The organism is Sandaracinobacter sp. T42, assembly GCF_059115405.1.
This window is the reverse complement of record NZ_CM181101.1, coordinates 1,091,833-1,114,983: the sequence shown is the minus strand read 5'-3', so window position 1 is coordinate 1,114,983 and position 23,151 is coordinate 1,091,833. Positions and strand designations below refer to the sequence as shown.

The 23,151-nt window shown below is 67.3% G+C and carries 23 protein-coding genes and 1 tRNA gene; 8 read left to right on the top strand and 16 right to left on the bottom strand.

Annotated features, from left to right (window positions below; all coding sequences use genetic code 11):
- Positions 1–7: 7 nt before the first annotated feature.
- The gene (locus ACW9TV_RS05275; RefSeq protein WP_494304804.1) at positions 8–487 is read right to left on the bottom strand and encodes a DUF3576 domain-containing protein; all 480 of its coding nucleotides are present in this window, start codon (positions 485–487) and stop codon (positions 8–10) included.
- 320 nt (positions 488–807) lie between these two features.
- On the opposite strand from ACW9TV_RS05275, the gene ACW9TV_RS05270 reads away from it, so the two are divergent.
- Positions 808–1,527, top strand: coding sequence for a hypothetical protein (locus ACW9TV_RS05270; RefSeq protein WP_494304803.1), 720 nt, complete (start codon positions 808–810; stop codon positions 1,525–1,527).
- Positions 1,528–1,614: 87 nt separating this feature from the next.
- Here ACW9TV_RS05270 and ptsP read toward each other — a convergent pair whose 3' ends face one another.
- The 3 genes from ptsP to ACW9TV_RS05255 are packed head-to-tail and all read right to left on the bottom strand — an operon-like array spanning position 1,615 to position 6,141.
- Positions 1,615–3,882: a phosphoenolpyruvate--protein phosphotransferase gene (gene ptsP, locus ACW9TV_RS05265; protein ID WP_494304802.1), complete on the bottom strand. Its 2,268-nt coding sequence runs from the start codon at positions 3,880–3,882 to the stop codon at positions 1,615–1,617.
- A 25-nt stretch (positions 3,883–3,907) separates the two neighbouring features.
- Positions 3,908–4,924: an NAD(P)H-dependent flavin oxidoreductase gene (locus ACW9TV_RS05260; RefSeq protein ID WP_494304801.1), complete on the bottom strand. Its 1,017-nt coding sequence runs from the start codon at positions 4,922–4,924 to the stop codon at positions 3,908–3,910.
- The gene (locus tag ACW9TV_RS05255; protein WP_494304800.1) at positions 4,921–6,141 is read right to left on the bottom strand and encodes an aspartate kinase; all 1,221 of its coding nucleotides are present in this window, start codon (positions 6,139–6,141) and stop codon (positions 4,921–4,923) included. The genes ACW9TV_RS05260 and ACW9TV_RS05255 overlap by 4 nt, the downstream gene beginning before the upstream one ends.
- Positions 6,142–6,421: 280 nt before the next feature.
- On the opposite strand from ACW9TV_RS05255, the gene ACW9TV_RS05250 reads away from it, so the two are divergent.
- Positions 6,422–7,954, top strand: a complete 1,533-nt coding sequence (locus ACW9TV_RS05250) for a 2-isopropylmalate synthase (protein WP_494304799.1) — start codon at positions 6,422–6,424, stop codon at positions 7,952–7,954.
- Between the two features lie 108 nt (positions 7,955–8,062).
- Here ACW9TV_RS05250 and ACW9TV_RS05245 read toward each other — a convergent pair whose 3' ends face one another.
- From ACW9TV_RS05245 to mutL, 4 genes are all read right to left on the bottom strand, one after another.
- On the bottom strand, positions 8,063–8,554 hold the full coding sequence (locus tag ACW9TV_RS05245) for an MliC family protein (RefSeq protein ID WP_494304798.1): 492 nt from the start codon (positions 8,552–8,554) through the stop codon (positions 8,063–8,065).
- Between the two features lie 14 nt (positions 8,555–8,568).
- A complete protein-coding gene (locus ACW9TV_RS05240; RefSeq protein WP_494304797.1) occupies positions 8,569–8,886 on the bottom strand; it encodes a hypothetical protein in 318 nt (105 codons plus the stop codon).
- Positions 8,887–8,893: 7 nt separating this feature from the next.
- Positions 8,894–9,532 carry an MliC family protein gene (locus tag ACW9TV_RS05235; protein WP_494304796.1) on the bottom strand — a complete coding sequence of 213 codons (639 nt, stop codon included), beginning with the start codon at positions 9,530–9,532 and terminating at the stop codon, positions 8,894–8,896.
- A gap of 110 nt (positions 9,533–9,642) precedes the next feature.
- Entirely contained in the window at positions 9,643–11,421 is a 1,779-nt protein-coding gene (gene mutL, locus ACW9TV_RS05230) for a DNA mismatch repair endonuclease MutL (protein ID WP_494304795.1), read from the bottom strand.
- A 344-nt stretch (positions 11,422–11,765) separates the two neighbouring features.
- Here mutL and ACW9TV_RS05225 point away from each other — a divergent pair, with 344 nt between their 5' ends.
- The 6 genes from ACW9TV_RS05225 (at position 11,766) to ACW9TV_RS05200 (ending at position 17,636) form a co-directional block, all read left to right on the top strand.
- Positions 11,766–12,812, top strand: a complete 1,047-nt coding sequence (locus tag ACW9TV_RS05225) for a rod shape-determining protein (RefSeq protein WP_494304794.1) — start codon at positions 11,766–11,768, stop codon at positions 12,810–12,812.
- A 34-nt stretch (positions 12,813–12,846) separates the two neighbouring features.
- Entirely contained in the window at positions 12,847–13,893 is a 1,047-nt protein-coding gene (mreC, locus tag ACW9TV_RS05220) for a rod shape-determining protein MreC (protein ID WP_494304793.1), read from the top strand.
- Positions 13,890–14,405: a rod shape-determining protein MreD gene (gene mreD / locus ACW9TV_RS05215; RefSeq protein WP_494304792.1), complete on the top strand. Its 516-nt coding sequence runs from the start codon at positions 13,890–13,892 to the stop codon at positions 14,403–14,405. Before mreC ends, mreD begins: the two co-directional genes overlap by 4 nt.
- A gap of 31 nt (positions 14,406–14,436) precedes the next feature.
- The gene (gene mrdA, locus ACW9TV_RS05210) at positions 14,437–16,344 is read left to right on the top strand and encodes a penicillin-binding protein 2 (RefSeq protein ID WP_494304791.1); all 1,908 of its coding nucleotides are present in this window, start codon (positions 14,437–14,439) and stop codon (positions 16,342–16,344) included.
- Positions 16,341–17,456, top strand: coding sequence for a rod shape-determining protein RodA (gene rodA, locus ACW9TV_RS05205; protein ID WP_494304790.1), 1,116 nt, complete (start codon positions 16,341–16,343; stop codon positions 17,454–17,456). Before mrdA ends, rodA begins: the two co-directional genes overlap by 4 nt.
- 104 nt (positions 17,457–17,560) lie before the next feature.
- Positions 17,561–17,636: transfer RNA gene (locus ACW9TV_RS05200), tRNA-Lys, on the top strand.
- A 142-nt stretch (positions 17,637–17,778) separates the two neighbouring features.
- Here the strand turns inward: ACW9TV_RS05200 and ACW9TV_RS05195 are convergent.
- The 8 genes from ACW9TV_RS05195 to ACW9TV_RS05160 all read right to left on the bottom strand — a co-directional run bounded on the left by ACW9TV_RS05195 (position 17,779) and on the right by ACW9TV_RS05160 (position 23,095).
- On the bottom strand, positions 17,779–18,216 hold the full coding sequence (locus tag ACW9TV_RS05195; RefSeq protein WP_494305038.1) for a surface-adhesin E family protein: 438 nt from the start codon (positions 18,214–18,216) through the stop codon (positions 17,779–17,781).
- A 91-nt stretch (positions 18,217–18,307) separates the two neighbouring features.
- Positions 18,308–18,739 (bottom strand): PIN-like domain-containing protein, encoded by a 432-nt coding sequence (locus ACW9TV_RS05190; RefSeq protein ID WP_494304789.1) that lies wholly within the window; start codon positions 18,737–18,739, stop codon positions 18,308–18,310.
- Positions 18,740–18,759: 20 nt separating this feature from the next.
- A complete protein-coding gene (locus ACW9TV_RS05185) occupies positions 18,760–19,458 on the bottom strand; it encodes a hypothetical protein (protein ID WP_494304788.1) in 699 nt (232 codons plus the stop codon).
- A gap of 62 nt (positions 19,459–19,520) precedes the next feature.
- Entirely contained in the window at positions 19,521–19,655 is a 135-nt protein-coding gene (locus ACW9TV_RS05180) for a hypothetical protein (RefSeq protein ID WP_494304787.1), read from the bottom strand.
- Complete coding sequence (locus ACW9TV_RS05175) at positions 19,600–20,220, bottom strand: hypothetical protein (RefSeq protein ID WP_494304786.1); 621 nt, start codon at positions 20,218–20,220, stop codon at positions 19,600–19,602. The genes ACW9TV_RS05180 and ACW9TV_RS05175 overlap by 56 nt, the downstream gene beginning before the upstream one ends.
- A gap of 117 nt (positions 20,221–20,337) precedes the next feature.
- On the bottom strand, positions 20,338–21,879 hold the full coding sequence (locus ACW9TV_RS05170; RefSeq protein WP_494304785.1) for a YfjI family protein: 1,542 nt from the start codon (positions 21,877–21,879) through the stop codon (positions 20,338–20,340).
- On the bottom strand, positions 21,879–22,784 hold the full coding sequence (locus ACW9TV_RS05165) for a DUF7146 domain-containing protein (protein WP_494304784.1): 906 nt from the start codon (positions 22,782–22,784) through the stop codon (positions 21,879–21,881). The genes ACW9TV_RS05170 and ACW9TV_RS05165 overlap by 1 nt, the downstream gene beginning before the upstream one ends.
- Positions 22,781–23,095: a hypothetical protein gene (locus ACW9TV_RS05160; protein WP_494304783.1), complete on the bottom strand. Its 315-nt coding sequence runs from the start codon at positions 23,093–23,095 to the stop codon at positions 22,781–22,783. Before ACW9TV_RS05160 ends, ACW9TV_RS05165 begins: the two co-directional genes overlap by 4 nt.
- Positions 23,096–23,151 lie beyond the last annotated feature (56 nt).

The window sequence follows — 23,151 nt, the reverse complement described above, 5'->3', positions numbered from 1 at the left end:
CGGCCGCCTATCGGGCGAGGGAGGCCTGGCGCAGCATGCGGGCCCGCTCGAGGATGATCTCCTCCAGCTTCTGCACCGTGCCGGCGCGCACCGGGGCTGCGACCCAGCGGCCGTCCTGGTTGATCTCTCGCTGGGCGGATACCTGCACCGCGTCGGCGCGGAGCGCGCCGTCGAGGATGGCGACGGTCACCTTCACCCGCTCGTTCGGGACGTTGGGGTTCTGATACCATTCGCCCACGATCACGCCACCGGCGGAATCGACCTGGGCGAGCGGCATGAATTGCAGCGTCTCCAGGCTGGCGCGCCACAGATAGGAATTGACGCCGATGGTGGTGACCGCCGTCTGCTGCGCAACCGCTTCGGGCCCCTTCTTGCCACCACAGGCCGCCAGCGCGAGGCCGCAGGCGATGAGGACGAGGGCGGGGACCCGGCCGGCCGCCGGACGGGCGGAAGGCAGATAGGCGGACTGGGCGATTCCGTCGGTCAATGAAGGCTCCGTTCCTTGGGGCCGGGCGCGTGGACGCCGGGCCGATGGGCGGCCATACAGGGCGGACGGCGGTGTGCGCAACAGTCAGCCGCTGGCAGGCGTGCCAGCCGTGGCGGGCGGGCGTGAAACACAGGCTGAACGGCGATGGGGAATGTTCATCTGCCAGTCAAATTATGTGGGCCAAATGCCACAGCTGCGGGCTTTCGCTGCCTGTGCGCAAAATTGAGGGGCGAATCATGCGGCAAACCGTGGGATTCCGCCGCCAGATGAGGTAGCGTTTTACGGATATGCAATCAGGTGCCGAGTCCTTTGCTGCGCGAATGGCGTCCCTTGCCGGGGCGGCCCTTCTGTGCGCCTCGGCACTTTCGGCCGTTCCGGCCCTGTCGGCAACCACGAAGACCCACCTTCAGCCGGAGGTGACGACCGAGAGTTCGGTGGCCGGATTCCGCACGAAATCACAGGCGCTGGTGCTTCAGCCGATCAACCTGGATGTCAGCAAGTTCGCCTTCACCGCACCCGGTCGGGTCGCCTCCTCGAAGGTGCAGACGGTGGAACGGAGCTTCAGCTTCACCCCCTCGGCCGGCAGCAAGGGTGTCAGCCTGGGCGGCAGCATGCGCAGCCTGGCGCCGACCGCGGCGGAGCGCACGGCGTCGACCGATCCGGCGCTCGCACCTTCGGGTTACAATTTCGACCTGTCCGTCGGCTATCGCGGCGTGCAGCTTTCCGGCGGCATGAGCCGGGTGGATGGCGGCATCGGTGGCCGGTCGCGGCAGGGCGTTGACGTGGGCCTGGGCTATGGCGCCCGCAACTGGCAGGCCGCGCTTCAGGCCTCCGCCGAGCGTGACATGAACCAGATCGTGCCGCGCGCCGGCTCGCCCGATCCGCGCTACTCGCTGGAAGCCAGCGGCGCACTCGCGCTTTCGCCGCGCATCTCGGTGGGCGGTTCGCTGCGCTATCGCCTGGCACCGGAAAATCCGACGCCGCTGGATCCGAACAAGGATGATCGGGCCGTAATGCTTGGCGGCGCGGTGGCCTTCTAAAGCCATCCGGCGGCCGCCGTTCGGTGCCGCCCTTTTCCACGGATCTGCAGTTTCCGAAGGGGGTAAACCAGCGGCTTCCCGACAGGCCTAGTCCAGCCGGATGCCCTGCGCCTGGGCTTCGGCGGCCAGCAACTGGCGGATGTTTGCCCCCGGCGTTTCCAGCCAGCGGGCCATCTGCGCCCTCAGCGGCGCAAGCGTGGCCGAACGCACCATGGCCTTCACCGGGCCGATCGCGGCCGGCGTGATCGACAGCCGCTCCACGCCGATCGCCATCAGCGCCAGCGCCTCCAGCGGCCGCCCGCCCATTTCGCCGCAGACGGAAACCGGGACGCCCGCTGCGCGCGCTGCATCCACCACCAGCTTCAGATAGCGCAGCAGACCGCGCGCCAGCCAGTCGTAGCGGTCCGCCAGCCGGGGGTTGCCCCGGTCCGCCGCGAGCAGGAACTGGGTGAGATCGTTTGTGCCGATCGACAGGAAATCCAGCCGGGGCAGCAGTTCGTCCAGCACGAAGGCAAGCGCAGGCACCTCCAGCATGGCGCCGAACCGCACGTCGGTGGCGTGCGGGATGCCTGCGGCCGCCAGCCGCTTCTGCCGCGATTCAACGATCGACCGGGCTTCCTCATACTCCCAGGGCTCCGCGACCATCGGGAACATCAGGTGCAGGGTCTGGCCGGCGGCGGCCTCCAGCAACGCCGAGGCCTGCGCCGCCAGCAGGCCGGAGCGGGCCAGCGCGAGGCGGATCGCACGCCAGCCCATCGCCGGATTCTCCTCCCGCTCGCCACGCGAATCGACATAGGGAACGGCCTTGTCGCCGCCGATGTCCACGGTGCGGAACACGACGGGCCGACCGGCCGCGGCGTGCAGGACATCGCGATACAGCGCGACCTGCCGCCCCTTGCGCGGCAGCGTGGCCGACACCAGGAACTGGAATTCCGTGCGGAACAGGCCGATGCCGTCGGCGTTGGTGATGTCGAGCGCGGGAAGGTCGGATCGAAGCCCCGCGTTCATCATCAGCTTCACCGTGACGCCGTCCAGGCTTTCGGCGGGCAGGTCCTTCAACTGCTCGAACTCGGCCTGCTTGGCGACGCGAAGCGCCGTCCGCTCCTCGAAACTGGCGAGGACGGCCTGCGCCGGGCGCACGAACAGCGCGCCGGCCGAACTGTCGAGCAGAAGCGGATCCCCTTCCGCCACGGCATCGCGCAGGCCCCGCACACGGCCGACCAGGGGAATGCCCATCGCACGCGCAAGGATGGTGACATGGGCCGTCAGCGACCCTTCCTCCAGCGCCACGCCCTTCAGGAAACGCCGGTCATATTCCAGCAGCTCCGCAGGCCCCAGATTGCGGGCGATCAGGATGCTGTCCTGGGAAAGGCCCCGCTTCGCCGCCGTATCGGACTGGCCGGACACGATGCGGATCAGCCGGTTGGACAGATCCTCGAGATCGTGCAGACGCTCGCGCAGATAGGGGTCAGAGGCGGAGCCCAGCTTGATGCGCTGCGCCTGGGCGACCGCCTCGACGGCGGCTTCCGCCGTCAGCCCGCCGTCGATCCCGTCGTTGATGCGGCGCGCCCAGCCCTCGTCCAGCGCGAACATCTTGTAGGTTTCCAGAATCTCGTCGTGATCGCCCGGCCCCGCGAAATCAGCGCGGGACACCATCTGGTCGATCTCTTCCCGCATGCGGGCGAAGGCCGCCTTCAGCCGCTGCCGCTCGGCCTCGGCGTCGTCGGCGACGGTATTGGTGATGACCACGCGCGGCTGGTGGAAAACCGCCTGCCCGCGCGCCATGCCGTCCACCAGCTTCAGCCCCGCCAGTCGAACGGGCGATGAATCGCGCGCCACACGCGGGGCGGCCGTGTCGGCGTCGACGAGACCGGCGGCCGCGATCAGTTCGGCCAGCACCATGGCAACCGTCTGCAGCGCCTCGATCTCGATCTCGTCATAGTCGCGCGGCTGCATGTGCTGCACCGCCAGCACACCCACACAGGCTTCGCGCCGGATGATCGGAACGCCCGCAAAGCTGTGGAACCGTTCTTCCCCCGTTTCCGGGCGATAGGCGAAGCGCGGGTGGCTGCTGGCTTCCGCGAGGTTCAGGGGCATCCGTGTTTCGGCGATGGTACCCACAAGACCCTGCCCGAAGGCGAGCCGGGTGACATGCACGGCCTGCTGCTTCAGGCCGCGGGTGGCCGAGAGCTCCAGCATGCCGTCGCGCAGAAGGTAGATGGACGCCACTTCGGATTCGAGCGCGCCGGCAATCAGCTCGACAACCTGATCGAGCTTGGATTGCGTGCTCTGGCGCGCCGCCATCACATCGTGCAGGCGGCGCAGCAGTTCGCGGGCGCTGCCTGTGCTCGGCATCAGCCCCTCGCGTGCCCGAACGGCATCAGGCGCACCCGGCCCGGCGGGCGAGCGCGGCTTCCGCTTCCGTGACGAGACTGTCGATGATGACGGCGACAGGTTCTTCCGCCGTGACCATCCCGACCGACTGGCCGGCCATCACCGAGCCGTTTTCAACGTCACCGTCGATCACCGCGCGGCGCAGGGCGCCAGCCCAGTAATGCTCGATCTCGAGTTGGGCGGCGGCGAGCTCGATTTCCCCGCGCGCCAGCTGTCCGGAGACTTCACGCTGTTTCGCCATGAAGGCTTCTGTACCCGCATTCTTCAGTGCCCGCACCGGAATGACGGGCAGGCGCGGATCGAACTGGACGGATGCCACCGCATCGCGCGCGGCGGCGCGGAGGAAAGCCTTCTTGAAATTGGGGTGGGCGATGGATTCGGCCGAGGCCGCAAAGCGGGTGCCCAGCTGAACACCGGCGGCGCCCATTTCCACCAGCGCCGCGATCGCTTCGCCCCGGCCGATGCCGCCGGCGGCGAAGATGGTGGCATCGGGCAGAGCCGGCAGGATTTCCTGCGCCAGCACGGCCAGGCTGACAGGACCGATGTGGCCGCCCGCTTCCGAGCCTTCGATCACCAGCGCATCGGTGCCGGAGCGCAGAAGTTTTCGGGCAAGTGCGAAATTGGGGGCGAAGGCGATCAGCTTCGCGAAATCGGTGATGGCGGCGACGGCGGGCCCGGGCGGAATGCCCCCGGCCAGCACCACATGCGAAACACCCGCCGCGCGGCAGACCCCGATCAGATCCATCAGCTGCGGGTGCATGGTGATGAGGTTCACGCCGAAGGGCTTGTCGGTCAGCGCCTGTGTGGCGGCGATTTCGGCTTCCAGCAGCGCGGGCGTCATCGCGCCGCAGGCGATCACCCCGAACCCGCCGGCATTGGAGATGGCGGAGACGAGGTTGCGTTCCGACACCCAGGACATCGCGCCCGCCATGATGGCGTGTCGGGTGCCGAGGAAGGTGCGGCCCCGCTCAGTCAGGGCGTCGAGATGGGGCGTATCCGTCATGCAGCGGCGTCCAGCCCGTAGGCCGTGTGAAGCACGCGCACGGCAAGTTCGAGATACTCTTCCGCGATCAGGACGGAGATCTTGATTTCAGAGGTGGTGATGGCAAGCACGTTGATGCCGCGATCGGCCAGCGCCTTGAACATGGTGACGGCGACGCCCGCATGGCTGCGCATGCCGACCCCCACAACGGAGATCTTCACCACCGAATCGTCCGCGACCAGCCGGGCGTAACCGATGGAACCGGCGTTCGCCTCCAGCACGCTGCGCGCGCGCGCCAGTTCCGTGCGCGGCACGGTGAAGGTGACGTCCGTCGTGCCGTCGTTGGCGATGTTCTGGACGATCATGTCGACGTTGATGTTGGCATCGGCCAGCGGGCCGAAGATGGCCGCGACGACACCGGGCCTGTCCGGCACGGCGCCGATGGTGACCTTGGCTTCGTTGCGGTCATAGGCGACGCCCGCGATCAGTTCCTGTTCCACGACTTCATCCTCATCGACAACCATGGTGCCCGGCGCATCCGAGAAGCTGGACAGCACCTGGACCCGGACCTTTTCCTTCATGGCGAGTTCGACCGACCGCGTCTGCAGCACCTTGGCGCCGACGGAAGCCAGTTCCAGCATTTCCTCGTAGGTGATCTTGCCGAGCTTGCGCGCGCGCGGGACGATCCGGGGATCGGTGGTGAAGACGCCTTCGACATCGGTGTAGATGTCGCAGCGGTCCGCCTTCAGCGCGGCGGCGACGGCAACGGCCGACGTATCGGATCCGCCCCGGCCCAGCGTGGTGACGCGATTGCCTTCCGTCCGGCCCTGGAAGCCGGGAATCACGGCGACTTCGCCCGACTCCATCGCGGCCTTCAGCGCATCGGTGCCGACATCGATGATGCGGGCCTTGCCATGCGCATCCGACGTATGAACCGGCAGCTGCCAGCCAAGCCAGCTGCGGGCGCGCAGCCCCATGGATTGCAGGACGATGGCAAGCAGCCCGGACGTGACCTGTTCGCCCGACGCCACCACCACATCATATTCGGCAGGATCAGCCAGCGGCGAAGCCTCCTTGCAGAAGCCGACCAGCCGGTCCGTTTCGCCGGCCATTGCCGAGACGACGACGGCGACGCGGTTGCCGGCCTCGACCTCTCGTTTCACGCGCGCCGCCACGCCCCGGATCCGCTCGATCCCGGCCATGGAGGTGCCGCCGAACTTCATCACGATTGTCGCCATGTCGGGTATTCTTTTGCCTTCGGCTGCCGTGTCGTTGCAGGGCCTTTAGGAGCGGGGGCGCGGCTTGACAACTTTGCGGGCCGCAAAGCGCAGCTTTACAGGGGCTGGCGGGCGATGTTATGCGCGCCACCGTCATGAAAGCGGCCACCGCCCTTCTTCTGCTGCGACTTACGCGCCCTTAGGCGCGTTCCCCCTGGCCTGCGGGCGGGCCTGAGCGAACACGTGCCTGAGGGTTGAACATCCGAGCCCCCAAGACGATCTTTCGCGACAAGAGGCAGACATGGCCGATCAGATCCTGATTTTCGACACAACCTTGCGAGACGGCGAGCAGTCCCCCGGCTGCTCCATGAACCTTGAAGAGAAGCTCCGCGTGGCGGCGCAACTGGAAGCGCTGGGCGTGGACATCATCGAGGCAGGGTTCGCCATCGCATCCGAAGGCGATTTCGAAGCCGTGCAGGCCGTGGCCCGGCAGTGCCAGCGCGCCGTGGTGGCGAGCCTGGCGCGCGCGGCGCGGGCCGACATCGAACGTGCCGGCGCGGCCCTGAAGCCGGCGAAACGGCCGCGTATCCACACCTTCATCGCGACTTCGCCCCTGCACATGAAGGTGAAGCTGTTGAAATCGCCCGAACAGGTGCTGGAATCGATCCGCGAATCCGTTGGCCTGGCGCGCAACCTGGTGGACGATGTGGAATGGTCCGCCGAGGATGCCACCCGGTCCGAACCGGATTTCCTGGCGAAGGCGATCGAGACGGCGATCAGGGCCGGCGCCCGCACCATCAACCTGCCCGACACCGTGGGCTACGCAACGCCCGAAACCTACGGCGCGATGTTCCGCGACATGATCGGCCGGGTGCCGAACGCCGATCTGGCGGTGTTTTCCACCCACTGCCACAATGATCTGGGCCTGGCCGTCGCCAATACGCTGGCGGCGGTGATGGCGGGGGCGCGCCAGGTGGAAAGCACGATCAACGGCATCGGGGAACGGGCCGGAAACGCCGCCGTCGAGGAAATCGCCATGGCGCTGAAGGTGCGCCATGATGTGCTGCCCTACCGCACCGGCATCGTTTCCACCGAGATCACGCGCGCCAGCCGGCTGATTTCCGCCGTGACGGGGATGCATGTGCAGCCCAACAAGGCGATCGTGGGCGCGAACGCCTTCGCGCATGAAAGCGGAATCCACCAGGACGGGATGCTGAAGGACAGCTCCACCTACGAGATCATGACGCCGGAAAGCGTGGGGCAATCCCATTCCAGCCTGGTGCTGGGCAAGCATTCGGGTCGCGCCGCCTTCAAGGACAAGCTGGAAACGCTGGGCTACCAGCTGTCCGACAATGAGTTCCAGGATGCCTTCCAGCGCTTCAAGGCGCTGGCGGACGCCAAGAAGCAGGTGTTCGACGAGGATATCGTGGCGCTGGTGGACGACGAGGTTCTGCGCGGCCACGACAGGATCCAGGTGACCGAGGTGGAGGTTTATTGCGGCTCGACCGGGCCGCAGCGGGCGATCCTGACGCTGTCGATCGACGGCGAGGAATCGACGGCGGCGGTGAAGGGCAACGGCCCGGTGGATGCGCTGTTCAATGCCGTGCGCAAGCTGGTGCCGCACGAGGATGCGACGCTGGAGCTGTATGAAGTGTCCGCCGTGACGGCGGGAACGGACGCGCAGGCCGAAGTGAGCGTGGTGCTGGCCGAGAATGGCCGGACCGTTCGCGGCGTCGGCGCCCACAACGACACGCTGGTGGCTTCGGCCCGGGCCTATGTGAATGCGCTGAACAAGCTGATCGTGAAGCGGGGGCGCAGCGCGCTCGCCGCCTGAGGCGGCGGGAACATCCGTTCAGGATGAAGAGAAACCGCGCGCGGCAATGCCGCGCGTGGTAAACGACAGGAAGGGCGGGGTGGAAACCCCGCCCTTCTCGTGCCGGCTTCAGCCGGCCTTGGCCTTGCACTTCGTCCCGGCCATCATCCCGACATTCAGGGTCAGCTCGTCGCCCTTGCCTTGAATCGTCGTCTGGCCGTTCGTGTATTTGAAGCCCGAGGCGACCGGTTCGCCGTTCAGCTCCGTATTCTTGCCGCCGCGCACCAGCACCGCGATGCCCTGATCGGGGAAGAAGCGGACTTCGATCGTCTCGTCATTGTCGCAGGCGAAGGTGGTGCGGGATTGCTTCGTGGCCGGAACACCGGCGGCAGCGGCGGCCTTTTCGATCTCCGCCTTGACGGCGGGGGTGCTGTTGTCGGCCGGAAGGTCGGCGCCGACGACACCAGCGGGCGCGGCCGCAGGGGCAGTGGCTTCGGGGGCCACTGCTTCAGGGGCAGGGGCCGTGGCTTCGGGGGCGGGCGCTTCCGGTGCGGCGGCCGGCTTGTTGCAGCCGGCGACCAGGGCGGCAGCCGCAAGGCTTGCGAACAGGATCGGTTTCATCATCAGTCTCCTCGTTAGTTGGGCCGGCAATCCAGATTGCCGTGCTGCTGGCTGGAAATCTGCATCCTGTCCGGACTGCCGCTGATCTGGGTGGATCCGAATTGATACAGCCAGCCCCGGCTTGTGGGCATGCGGAGCAGCTGGATGGTCTGCCCCTCGATGGTGAGATCGGCCAGCTTCGCATCATCATGGAAGGTGACGGTGGCGGGCGTTCCGCCAGCGCATATCCAGTTGAAGGTGCCGCTCATCCGCGCGTCGAGCGTGTTCGGCGGCGATTTCGGGGCGCAGGCCGCCAGAGCGGCCAGCCCCACCAGGGCAGCAAGGGGGCGCATCGCCGCCTCAGGCCGCCGTGCAGTTGGTGCCGGCCATCATGCCCACCGTCATCGTCAGGCGCAGGCGATCCTCCTGCACGCGCAGCACGGTATTCTGGCCGGTATAGGTGAAGCCCGGAGGCGTGGACTGCTGCTGAAGCTCCGTCGTGGTGCCGCCGCGATTCAACGAGGCCACGCCTTGTTGCGGGAAGTAGCGCACGCTGATCTGTTCGCCGTTGGTGCAATTGTAGGTGACGCGCATTTCAGCCGGGGCCGATGGCGGCGAGGGCGGGGCCGGGGGCGGCGCGGGCTGGGACGGCGGCGCGGGCGGGCGGCCGCTGGCGCTGGTGGCCTGACAGCTGGTGGGGGCCATCATGCCCGTGGTCAGGTTGATGCCCATGCGCCCCGCGTCGGCGACAATTGTCGTCTGCCCGCCCTGATAGGTGAGCGGCGTGTTGGAAACCCGGTTCAGTTCCATGTTCTGGCCGCCACGCACCAGCACGGCTGTCCCCTGCTCGTCGAAGTAGCGGACGGTCACGGCCTCTCCGCTTGCGCAGCGGTAGTTCACCGTGAAAACCGGATTTGGCCGCAGCGACGGGGTAGACGGGGTCGAACAGGCCGACAGCGCCGTCGCGCCCGCCAGCATCGCAATCAGATAGGACTTCAAGATCATTCTCCCGGGTGGATCGGCTGAGCATTGGCCCGCCGGGTCAGTCCGTCAAGCCGATGCCACGGCTTTGCGACGAACGGATTGCGACGGATCAATCGGCATGGCGTTCAACGGCGGTGGAACAACTTTTCCAGATCCGCCTTCGTCAGCTTCAGGAAGGTGGGCCGGCCATGGTTGCAGGTCCCGCTGGCGGGCACGGCTTCCATCTGGCGCAGCAGGGCGTTCATCTCCGCGAGGTTCAGCGGCCGCCCGGCGCGGACGCTGCCGTGGCAGGCGATGGTGGCCGCGATGTGATCGAGCCGGCCGACCAGGGCCCGGGGGCCGTCGCCCCCTGCGATTTCATCCGCCAGATCCGTCAGCAGCGGCTTCAGCGGCGGCGTGCCGAGCGCGGCCGGCAGGGCCCGCACGAGGATCGCATCCTGTCCGAAGCGTTCCAGCTCGAGCCCGAGTTCAAGAAGCGCCGGCGCGGCGGATTCCAGCGTGTCCGCCGCCTGTTCGGCCAGCTGGACAACCTCCGGCACCAGCAGCGGCTGCGCGGACGGCGCGCCGCCGGCCCGGCCGCGCATCGCTTCCAGCACCAGCCGTTCATGCGCGGCATGCTGATCCACCAGCACCAGCGCATCGCTGCTTTCCGCCACGATATAGGCGTTGGCGATCTGCCCGCGCGCCAGGCCCAGCGGATAATCCCCGCCGGGATGGGGCATCGGCCCGGGCGCCAGCGTCTCCGGCGAACGGCCCTGCGGCGGCGCCCAGGCGAGGGCCGTATCCGACACGAACAGGGCCGTCGCCACCGATGGAGGCGCCTGCGCGGGCGCGGCCGGCAGCGACAGCTGCGCGGGCGGGGGCGCGAAGGCGGCGGCCAGCGCCTGCCCAGCCGCCCGCACCGGGCGGATGCCCGCGTCCTCCAGGCTGGCGCGGATAGCCGAGATGAGGGAGGCGCGGATCCGCGCCGGGTCGCGGAAGCGCACTTCCGTCTTGGCCGGATGCACGTTCACGTCGACGTCGTGCGTGGGAAGGTCGAGGAACAGGGCCGCAACCGCGTGGCGGCCGGCGGGCAGGCGATCCGCATAGGCCCCGCGCAGCGCGCCGACCAGCTGGCGATCCTTCACGGGGCGGCCGTTCACGAACAGATACTGATGCTCGGATGTGGCGCGCGAAGCGGCGGGAAGCCCCGCAAGGCCGCCGATGCGAAGATCGGGGCGCTCGAAATCCACCGGCACCATGTCTGCGCCATCGGCCAGCAGCGACTGGACACGCCGGGCGAGGCCAGGAACGCCGGGCTCGGGCTCTGCCGTGACATCCAGCAGGCGCCGGCCCTCGTGCAGCAGACGGAAGGCCACATGGGGGTGGGCCATGGCAAGCCGGCGCAGCGCATCATGGATCGCGGCGATTTCGGTGCGCGGGCTTTTCAGGAACTTCGCGCGGGCCGGCACGCGGGAAAACAGCCCGTCCACTGCGATGCGGGTTCCAGGGGGGAGGCCCGCCGGCCCGTCGAACAGAAGCGCTCCGCCGTCCAGCTGGAGGCGCCAGCCGGTTTCGGCCCCCGCGGGGCGGCTTTCCATCGTGAAGCGGGCGACCGACGCGATGGCAGGCAGCGCCTCGCCCCGGAAGCCGAAGCTGTGGATGGCTAGCAGATCATCGTCGGGCAGCTTCGATGTCGCGTGCCGTTCGATGGCAAGGCGCATTTCCGCCGGCGCCATGCCATGGCCATCATCGACGATGAGGAGGCGCTGGGTGCCGTCGCCCGACACCTGCACCTCGATCCGCGAGGCGTTGGCGTCGAGGCTGTTCTCGACCAGTTCCTTCACCACGCTTGCGGGCCGTTCCACGACTTCGCCGGCCGCGATTCGGTCGACGAGATGGCTGGGAAGGCGGCGGATGGGCATGCCCTGCTGTTGCCGCCTGCCGGACGGGAGCTCAAGTGGGCAAGGCCGCCTGCGCCGGATCGGCGCGGCGAACCGGGCCGAAACGAGCCGGATTGCCCGGCGGATGCCTTAGAAGAATGGTTGCGTGCCCGTCAGCGACAGCCTATTCCACTTGGTCAATCCGCAACAGTGTCTGCACAGGCGCCTGACGCGGCCCTGCCGCCCCGATTCGCGCTTCCGGCCAGACCTGATGCGCGGCGAAAACCGGGCGCGGCAGGCCACGGGTGGCCAGCGGGCATGGTTGCCGCAAACGCCCAATCCCGGAAGACCGGCGCAAGACGCCTGACAAGAGGCCAGCAAGACCCGTGAACTTCTTCAGCCGCATTTTCGGTTTCCTGAGCCAGGACATGGCCATCGACCTCGGAACCGCCAACACGCTCGTCTATGTCCGTGGACGGGGCATCGTTCTGAACGAACCGTCTGTCGTGGCGCTGGAAACGGTGAACGGCCGCCGCCAGGTGAAAGCGGTGGGCAACGACGCCAAGCTGATGATGGGCAAGACGCCCGACAATGTGCAGGCCATCCGGCCGATGCGCGACGGTGTGATCGCGGACATCGAGGTGGCCGAGGACATGATCAAATATTTCATCGACAAGGTGCACGGCAAATCCGGCTGGGTGCCGCGCGGCCCCGAAATCGTGGTCTGCATTCCTTCCGGTTCCACCCCGGTGGAACGGCGCGCCATCCGCGACGCCGCCAACAATGCCGGCGCTTCCCAGGTCCATCTCATCCTTGAGCCGATGGCGGCCGCCATCGGCGCGGGAATGCCGGTGACGGAACCCATCGGCTCGATGGTGGTGGACATCGGCGGCGGCACGACCGAAGTGGCGGTGCTGTCGCTGCGCGGCCTCGCCTATACCACCAGCGTCCGCGTGGGCGGCGACAAGATGGATGAAGCGATCATCAACTATGTCCGCCGCAACCACAATCTGCTGATCGGCGACGCGACGGCCGAGCGGATCAAGAAGGAAATCGGAACCGCCCTGCCGCCGGCAGACGGCATCGGCCGCACGCTGGAGATCAAGGGCCGCGACCTTGTGAACGGCGTGCCCAAGGAAATCACCATCAACCAGGGCCAGGTGGCGGACGCGCTGTCCGAACCGGTTTCCCAGATCGTGGAATCGGTGCGGCTCGCGCTGGAGAATACCGCGCCGGAACTGGCGGCCGACATCGTGGACCAGGGCATCGTGCTGACCGGCGGCGGCGCCCTGCTGGGCGGGCTGGACGAAGCACTGCGTCAGGCGACGAGCCTGCCGGTGACGGTGGCCGAAGATCCGCTGTCGTGCGTGGCGCTGGGCACCGGCCGGGCGCTGGAAGATCCGATCTATCGCGGCGTGCTGATGGGAGCCTGATGACCGCCGGGATCGCGCCCATCGTGGATTTTGCATGAACCGGATGCCGAACCCATCGCGCCTGCGCCCCGCGCGACGCACCAGTTTCGCCCGAAGGGACAGCAACCTGGCCCTTCTGGGGGCGCTGTTCGCAGGCGTCGTTATCGCGTTTGCGCTGCTGATGCTGCTGCTGCAGCGGGTGAATCCCGAACTGGGCGGCCGGATGCGCGGCGCCACCGCCGACGCCCTTTCGCCCCTGATCTCGGTTGCCATGGCGCCGGTTGAAGGCGTGCGGCGGCTGGGCGGGCTGATCGGCGAGCATATGGGCGTGGTGGAAAGGAACCGGCAGCTGGCCGCCGACCTGAAGGCCGCCCAGCGGCGCGCGGCCGAGACAGAGCGGCTGGCCGCCGAGCTGGACAGCATGGAAGCGTTGCTGGCGCTGCGCCGGCCCGAGCGGCGACTGGTGGCTTCGGCCGTCGCCTCTGCCGTTTCGGCAGGCGCCGGGCAGCGGCAGGCGATCCTGAGCGCGGGCCTGTCGGACGGGGTTCGCCCGCGCATGCCGGTGATTGCATCGGGCGGGCTTGCCGGCCGCGTGACAGACGTGGGACGGCAGGCCGCGCGAATGATGCTGCTGACAGACGCCGACAGCCGGGTGCCGGTGAAGGTGTTGCGCACCGGCTGGACAGGGCTGCTGGTGGGAACCGGCGGCACCCTGCTGGACTTCCAGTTCGACATCGCATCCGGTTCGGACAGGATCCGGGTGGGCGACCGGCTGGTAACGTCGGGCGATGGCGGTCTGTTCCCGCCCGGCATTCCCGTCGCCGTGATCATCGATGCGGAAGGGAATCCGCCCCGCGCGCGTCCGCTGGCCAACCCGACAGGTCTTGGAACCGTGATGATCGAGGCGCCATGGCTGCCGCTGCCGGACTTCGTGCCTGCAGCGCCCGCCCGGCCCGAGGCCGACAGGCCCGTGCCGCCCGCTTCGCCCGGCGGGCAGGCGGCCGTGCCTGCAGTTGCCACCCCGTCTCCTGCACCCGCCGCCTCTGCCGCTGCGACCCCAGCAGCCGCAGCGCGCGCGCCGGCCCCGCAGCCCGCACGATGAGCTATCTGGTAAAGGACAGGGCCGGCGCCGGCGAGATCGTCCGCCGGCTGGTGCCTGCCGGCACCGTCCTGCTGGCGCTGCTGGCGATGGCACTGCCCCTGCCGCTGGCCTGGGGGGTGATGCCGAACCTGGCGCTGCTGTTCCTGATCATGTGGGCCAGCATCCAGCCGCGCCTGATGCCGGTCTGGGGGGGGTTTCTGCTGGGCCTTTTCGCGGATCTTCTTTTCGGCGGCATGCTGGGCATCTGGGGCCTGATCTTCCCGCTGGTGATCGGGGCCGTGCGCATCGCCGAAAGCCGGATGGAAGGGCACAGCCTGGCGATCGACTGGGGCTTTGCCGGGCTGCTGGTGATGGCGGCGCAGTTGCTGGCCTGGCAGCTGAACGGCTTCATGGGCCTGTCCGCCCCCGCCCTGCCCTTCCTTGTGCAGGGGCTGATCACGGCAGTCGCCTATCCGCTGGCCGCGTCGGTCGCGGCGAAGATTCACCGCCGGCTCGCCATTTCGGGCAGCTGATCCTGTGGCGGCGGAAGGCGAAAATGGCCGCATGTTCGACCGCCGCGCCTTCTTTCTGGGCGCCGTACAGGCCGGCGCAGGCGTGGCGCTGATCGGGCGGATGGCGCAGCTCTCCATCGCGGAGGCCGACAAGTACAAGGTCGCGGCAGAGGACAATCGGGTGGCCCTGCACCTGATTCCGCCGCGCCGCGGCTGGATCCTGGACGCGACAGGCGCCGCCATCGCCACCAACCGCCCGGCCTATGCCGTGGATCTGATCCCCTCCCTGGCCGGAGAGCTTGAAGAGGCGCTTGCGCGCATTTCGGCAATCGTGCCGCTGGCGCCCGCCGATCTGGACCGCATCCGGGAGGAAGCGAAGGGGCTTCCGCCTTCGGCCGCGCTGACGATCGCCAACGACATCGGCTGGGACGCCTTCGCCGCCCTGAACCTGGAACTGGCGGACATGCCGGGCCTGCAACCCATGCGCAGCTATGTGCGCCATTATCCCGATGCTGAGGCCTTCGCGCATGTGACGGGCTATGTCGGCCGCGCCACCCGCGAACAATATCTGGAAACCAAGGACCCGCTCTACCTGCTGCCCGGCTTCCGCGTGGGGAAGGACGGGGTGGAACGATCGAAGGACGCGGTGCTGCGCGGCAAACCCGGCGCGCGGCGCGTGGAAGTGAATGCGCGCGGCCGGATCGTGGCCGAGCTGGACACAAGGCCAGATACGCCGGGCCAGCAGGTGCAGTTGACGATCGACCGGGCCCTGCAGGCCTTCACCGCGGCGCGGGTAGGCAACGAAAGCTGTTCGGTCACCGTGATCGACGTGGTGACAGGCGACATCAAATGCCTGCTGTCGATGCCGGCCTTCGACCCCAATGTGTTTTCCAACCGCATCCCTTCGAAGCTGTGGAAGGAACTGCAGGAGGACGAGCGCAAGCCGCTGCTGAACAAGACGCTGCAGGGGCTCTATGTGCCCGGTTCCACCTTCAAGCCCGTCACGGCGCTGGCGGCGCTGGCGAACGGCGTGCTGCCGACGGACCAGGTGCATTGCGGCGGCAGCTACCGCTATGGCCGGGCGGTGTGGCACTGCCACAAGCGATCCGGCCACGGAACGGTGGCGATGCGATCCGGCATCGCGAAAAGCTGCAATGTCTATTTCTACACCATGGCGCGGCGCGTGGGCGCACAGGCCGTGGCGGACATGGCGCGAACGCTGGGGCTGGACCACAAGTTCGACATTCCCATGCCGGTGCAGCGCGCCGGCGACATTCCCGATCCGGCCTGGAAGCGGAAGCGGTTCGACAAGGACTGGACGGTGGCCGACACGCTGAACATGTCCATCGGGCAGGGCTATGTCGTGGTGAACCCGCTGCAGCTGGCGGTGATGACGGCGCGCATCGCAACCGGCCGCATGGTGGAGCCGCGCATGCTGACCGGGCCTGCGCCCAAGCCCTTCGCCCCCCTGCCCATCCCGCCCGAATATCTGGACGTGGTGCGCGGCGGCATGGACGATGTGGTGAACGGCCCCGGCGGCACCGCGCGCGGTTCGATGCTGCGGGTGCCGGGCGTGGCGATGGGCGGCAAGACCGGCACGGCGCAGGTGCGGCGCATATCGGGCAGCGCGCGGGGCGGCGCAAACGTGCCCTGGAAGTTCCGCGACCACGCGCTGTTCATCGGCTTCGCGCCGGTGGACAATCCGCGCTATGCGATCAGCGTGGTGGTGGAACATGGCATTGGCGGATCGCGCGCGGCGGCCCCCATCGCGCGCGACGTGCTGACCTGGATCTATGATCGCCCCGCCGCCGAAAAACAGCTCGCCGGCGTACTTGAGGCGCGCGAACGGGCGCGCCGCGCCGCCGAGGAAGCCGCGGCCCGGGCAGCGGCGGAGGCGGCAGCCGCGCGCGCAGCCGCAGCCGCGCCCGCGCCAGTGCCTGCCGCAGGCGGCGCGCCATGATCGGCGGGTTGCTCAACTCGCGCTGGCCGCAGCGCATCCTGCAACTGCCCTGGCGGATCATCTTCCTGGTGGCGGCGATCGGCGGCTTCGCGGTGGTGGTGCTCTATTCGGCGGCGGGCGGCAGCCTGCAGCCCTGGGCGATGAACCATGCGGTGCGCCTCAGCCTGTTCATGGGGCTCGCCATCCTGCTGTCGCAGGTGCCGCTGGGGTTCTGGCTGAAGATCGCCTACCCGCTCTATGCGGCCGTTCTCGTCGCGCTGATCGGCGTGGAGGTGGTGGGCGGCATCGCGGGCGGCTCCCAGCGCTGGCTGGATCTGGGCTTCATCCGGCTTCAGCCTTCGGAATTCATGAAGCTCGCGGTCGTGATCGCACTGGCGCGCTTCTATCATTATCTGCCGCGCGGCTATCCGGCGAAGCTGGCGGGCATCTGGCCGCCGCTGGCGCTGATCGGCACGCCCGCCGCGCTGGTGATGCTGCAACCCGATCTGGGCACCGCGCTGATGATCACGGCGGGCGGGCTGACGATGATGTTCCTGGGCGGGCTGCCGCTGAAATGGTTCCTCATCCCCGGCGCGGCGGGCCTCGCCTCCCTCCCGCTGCTCTACAACCTGCTGCATGATTACCAGAAGCGGCGGGTGCTGATCTTCCTCGATCCCTCCGCCGATCCGCTGGGGGCGGGTTACCACATCACCCAGTCCAAGATCGCGATCGGATCGGGCGGGGTGTTCGGCAAGGGCTTCCTCGAAGGCTCGCAGAGCCATCTTCAGTATCTGCCCGAACAGCACACCGATTTCGTGTTCGCCACCATGGCGGAGGAGTGGGGCCTGATGGGGGGCGCCGGGCTGCTGATCGCCTATGGGCTGGTGCTGAACTGGGGCATCCGGGTGGCGCTGTCCGCGCAGACCCACTTCGCACGGATGCTGGCCGCCGGGCTTTCGATGACCATCTTCTTCTATGTGCTGATCAACAGCATGATGGTGATGGGGCTGGCGCCTGTGGTGGGCATTCCCTTCCCGCTGGTCAGCTATGGCGGCAGCGCGGCCCTTACGGTGATGATCGCGCTGGGCATCCTGATGGGCGTGTACCGGCAAAGGCATCTGAAACATATCTGAGGCCGGATTGGAGAATCGGCTGGACAAGCCCGATTCCGCTTTGTAAATGCCCGCCTCCCACGGGGCGAACACCCCGGGCGGTCCAATTCCGCCGAAATGGTGACGGACGCATAGCTCAGTTGGTAGAGCAGCTGACTCTTAATCAGCGGGTCCTAGGTTCGAGCCCTAGTGCGTCCACCATACTTTTCAATGACTTACCCAGCAGCGATAGCCCGCCAACGCCTTGTTGCGGTCGGTTGGCAATCAAATAGCAAGCATGTGGTTGGTGTTATGGGGGTTCAGCGCAGCCGGTTGAAGCACCATGACTGCACCTGTGGGTAGGCTATCGGGTTTGTCCGACCTCAGCTGCTCTCAGCCTTTTCATTCCTACTTCCGGGTCGGGACCTACCTCGACCCAATTTCGTGATGGATCGGCGACATGTCTGGAGCCACATGAGAACGTCATAGCTGTATCGAGCAGAGTGTCCGGCGCAACGAAATTCCAATCGTTGCCGGGAGTATCACCTGACACTATGACGCCCCCTTGATCGTCATAGGACGAACCATGCAAAAACTTGGCTCGCCCACCGGCGCAGTCAAAATCATATAGAGATCGGGCGTAATACATTCGGCCCTTCGGCCTCACTTGGCTGATGTGGACCCAAGCGCGCCTGATTGGGCCCGTCGGTTGCACCAGTGGCGTGCGTATAAAGATGACGCTGGTCTGGGACGCATTCAATGCAAGCCATCCGCTACCGTCCTGCGCGTTTGCGCCGACCATCGCGGCCATCAGGGCGGCCAAAGCTGCCAGCAAGATGTTTGTCCCTGTTCTCATGCTGTAGATCAATAACCTTTCGACGCGGCGCACATGCCTACCTCTGTCGGGCCTTCCGTAGCTTCTTTTGAGCAGACTGAAAATCCAGCGGCACTTGGTTCAGCTGGCCAACTTCTTTGATGTTCCAGGGGGGGCGATAGCATTGGCGAGGCGACATCCTCACAAGGCATTCTTCGATGCGCCCCCACCACATGAGGATATGTGCTGACTGCATTGCCCCGCGTGCAGTGCCCCACTTCGGGGGGAGGTGAATAACCTTCGCACCTGTATTGAAGACTGCCGTCACTTGCGGCGGGCTGTCCAGGAAGTCGCGATCAGCCGTTAGGATTGCGTTGCCGCCGTCTGCCATGAAGGCAGTAATCCAGTGCACATCGTCTCTGCCTTTGTGCCCCGCGCCTACAACAGAGTCGATTGACCACCCATCGCGTAACGCGATCTCGCGGATCGCGCTCACGATGGCTTCGGCCACGTGTTCGTCAGCTCGTATCCTCAACTCGCCAGTTCAAGCTCGAAGCGGACCGCATCTTCCACCTGCGGCCTTTCAATTCGAAACCACCGCGCGACACGGTCAAAGTCCCCATCCTCGGCTTTCCACTGCCGGAAAAGCGCGGAGGTCGGTATGCCCGCATTATCGACAATGGGCTTTCCGAACGCGCGCGACGGGTCGAGAATGATATTCGGATGATCGCCCGGTCTAGGCCGCCACGCCGTTGCCAAATGGGTAGAAGGGTCAAACTCGACACCGGTTGCAATGCTCTTCTCAATCGCTTCCCAAATCAGGAATTGACCAGTTGCAAGCTCCCACGTGCGGACATCGCCCAGGTCTTCCGACGCGCGAGCGATAACCTTCCGGCGGTCTGTGAGGTATTTCACCTCCGACAGAGCAAAGGGGTGTCGAACGCTCCACTCCTTACGCGCCATTTCCGCCGCCTTGCGGAGGGTGTGCATCGAAACACCCTGCCCCCTGAAAAACTCAATGAACCGCAGCTCCATCAGGTCGAGAAAGCTGACAGTGGGGGTATTCTTGAAGTCCCGATCGACAATTGGGCCGACCTTCGCAGACGGCCGCCCGTTGACCCAGCTCCGAAGCTTGGAGGCATGAGAAGCGCCCAGCAGTCGGGTGGCATCCCCGATGCTGTAGAACCCTGCCAACAGAGGGTCCGGCGCAATGCGTTCCATCTTGCCCATGTGCTTTCCTTACCCTTGATGTTGGTCCTTCGCACCCGAAAATCGTCAATCGTCAGTCGGGCTCATGTTTCCCGCAACTCCCGCACCAGCGCCTCCACCTCCGCCGATCGCGCGCCATGCTTCCAGGCGTTCTTGTTGCCCCTAGGCGCCCCCGGATTGGTCCCGCCGTGCATCCGGCACCGCTTCCGGCCCTTCACTGCGGGGGCTTGGCACTGCCCACCCGATCGCGTCCGGGCCAGGCAGCGCGCCGCCGATGCCAGCCGCTCCGGTTGCATGGGATTGTCCGACTGCATTTCCATTTTGCCCCCCCGTCTGGATGGTCTCGGCAATGACGGCTTGGCCGCCCCGGTTGTCGACGTGCACATGGCGCACCGTCTGTTCGCGTGGCTGGTGCATCTTCGCCAGCGCCTCCAGCGTCGCCCGGCTCTGCGCTTGCGCCTTCAGGGCCAGCCGCGTGTAGCGCTCCACCGCGTCGGGATACTCGCCTAGGTTCAGCATCGCGCGCCGCATCATCTCGGCATACAGCGCGTCCAGGCTGAAGGCTTGGGCCGCCAGCATGTTGTGCACGCTGCCCAGCTTGCCGGCGCGCACCGCCTTCAATCGCTCGTGCACCCCCAGCGTAAGTTCCTCTTGGTCCAGATCGTCGCCGCTGATTGGCTTCAGCAGGGCGTGCGCAATCGCCGCGTGCGCGGTGGCGGGGTTCATCATCGCCGCCGTCATCAGCTTGCGCCGCTCCGCCTTGCAGTCCGGCATGTCCGCCATCTTTGCACGCTCACTCATGGCCTGCCCTTTCCGTCCGGGCCGGTGCCGCAGGTGCGCGGGGAAACTCGCACCTGCGGGAACCGACAAAACCGACAAAACCCCCGCCCGTCGCCCGCGTCACAGCCGCAGCGCCTTGGGGTTGGGAATGTGCACCGCAGACGGGCGCCCGCCTTGGCTGCCGGGCTCCACCTTGCCGGCAATCAGCCATTCGGCCTCCAGCAGCGCCGCAAGGCCCGCCGTCACCCGGTCCTTGTCGCCAAGGCCCACCCATCCGTTGCGGTAAATGTCCCGCGCCGTGAACAGGGCCGGCAGATCGCCCTTGCGCACGCGACGCCAGATCAGCCGTGCGGCTTCCGCATTGTCCAGGCTGGTGGAGGCATAGGCCCGCCGTGCGTGGCTCTCCAGATACTCCGCCCAGCAGAGCGCCTGCTTCAGCGCCGACAGCGACACCGGCCCATAGCCACCGCCCGCAAGATGGCAGATCAGCGCGAGCCGGGGCAGCAGCCCGCGATACTTGGACAGGTGCGCTGCCAGCGGACCCGGTATGTCATCGCCGCGCACCGTGCGCTCCAGATCGGCCCGCCACTCGCTGAAATGCTCTTGGGCATCGCCGGCAAAGCGCAGGAACGGCACCGCGCCCGGCCCGTCGAAGGCGTCAACCTCCGCCCCCATCGCGCCCGCGTCCAGCCGCGACAGGTCGGCAAAGCACAGGTGTGCCTCCCGCCGTGCCTCGCCATCGGGATAGCGGTCGGCCTCCCGAAACTCCGATGCACAGTCGGGCCATGCCAGCAGTTGCAGGCGCTGCACCATGCCGTCGTCAAAGCGCCGGATGCTTTCGCGCACATAGCCGGCAAGGCGGCTCGGTTGTGTCGTGCCATACAGCGACAGATTGACCGCCGGCACCCGCACCGTCCCGCGCATGATGCGATCGAAGGTATAGCCGTCCAGGCCGCTCCACCCCGTCAGGAAGAACCCCCGCGCCGATGCCTTTTCGGGATGGTCCAGATCGGCAAGCAGGGCCATCAGCTCGTCGCGGTGCACCATGATGCCATTCGGGTTGCCGGCGCATATCTCGCCAAGCTTCTCCGCCGTCGCGTCGCTCGTCAGATAGCGCTTGGCGGCTGGCGCCTCCGGCTCTTGCACGTCCGACAGTGCCCGCATGGCAAGCCCGCGCCCGCCCGCCTTGTCCTTCAAAGCCATCCGCGCTGCCGCTTCGGCTTGGTCCCGTTCAATCTTGAACAAGACTTCGGCTGCCTTGTGATCGGCAAGGGCCGATTGGTGCGCCTCTGCCGCCTCAGCCTCCAGCTTGCGCAGGGGGTTCAGCGCTTCGGCCGCTGCCGGGCTTTTCAGGCTGCCAGGGCGCGCCACAACGCACCCCCACAGATTGCCTACCTCAAGCCACGTCGTGCGCCTTTGCGGCCGGATGCCGATACGCCGGCCGATCAGCGAACCCGCCGCGATCATCGCCGGAATGGCAACAAAGTCGATCGGGCAGTTCATGCGCTCGGCAATGTCGGCAACCCAAGGCCGCAGCCGGGCCGGCATCAAGCCGGGGTCAAACGGCAGCACGGCCGGCAGTTCATCCCGCAACGGAAGCGGGTCGGGCCAGGTGTCGGAAGGTGCGGCTTGCAGCCGCTCGTCAAATGCGGTCGCAGCCATCAGCGCGCCCCTTTCATCAGTTCGTCGTTAAAGTCCTTGAAGCCGGCAGCGGGGCGGATGATGCGGCAGATCAGCCCTTGCAGGGTGAAGGCCCGCACCGCCTCTTTCGCCGCCCGCTCGCCCGCCTCGTCGTTGTCGGCCGCGATCGCCACACGCCGGACATGGCGGGGAAAGCGCATCGCCGGCAGGTTCGCAGCGCCGGCCGCCGCCCAGACGGAAAGGCCGAACATCTGCCGGATGGACAGCGCATCCTCCGGCCCTTCGCACACTGTCAGCACCTCGCCCGGCTTCACGCGGCCGAACCGCATGGCACCCCCGGCGATGCGCCCCAGCGACAGCTTGGGCTTGGGCATGTCGGCCTTGCCGCGCCCATCGGGCCGCAGGAATATGCGCTGGATGCCCGTCACCTCACCCGCCACGTCGCGCACCGCCACCACCATGCACGGCAGAGGCTCCACACGGCCAACAGGGAGTCGCGCAAAGCGAATGTCAGGCGGTGGCGGGTCCGTGATACCCCTAGACCGCAGATAGGCTTCAGCGGGCGTTTGCGGGGCATCCAGGGCCGCTTCCCATATTGCCCGCGCCTCGTCGCTGCGGTCGGTGGTGCCGGCTGGTGGCAGGGCCGGCAGCGGCACGCACGGCAGATCGCCCGCGCCCAGCATCCGGGCCGCCTCCACCAGTTCGACGCCGTGCAACCGCTGCACAAAGTCCAGCACGTCGCCAGACGCGCCGCAGCCGAAACAATGGAAGCGATCGCCACCGGCAAAGATGGTGAAGCTAGGGGTCCGATCGGAATGGAAGGGGCAGCACCCCTTCCACTCACGACCAGCGCGGTGAAGGCGCATATGTGCGCCCGCGACAGCGGAAAGCGGGTTGTCGGCCCGCAACTGGTGCAGGTCCATCATGCCAGCACCTCCCACCCCTTGGCCGTCAGCCGCAGCACCGCCGCCCATTTGCCAGACGGGTTGCGCCGCCGATCGCCGGTCGGCTCCACCAGCCCCGCCGCCCGCAGTTCCGAGAAACGCGGCTGGAGCGCTTCGCGGGGCAGTTTGGCCGCCGCGACAGCCTCAAGCACGGTTGCCGCGCCCAGCATGGCAAGCACGCGCAACGCGATCAGGCGAAGGCGGGGAACGCTCGGGGCGATCGCCGCCGCCGCCGCCTCGCTCGTGCCATCCGGCCCCTTGAAGCCGGGCGCATCAGGATAGGCGCTAGCCATTGGCGCCTCCACCAAAAGCGAGCGCTGCGATGGTCGCAGCAAGCTCGGGACGGACA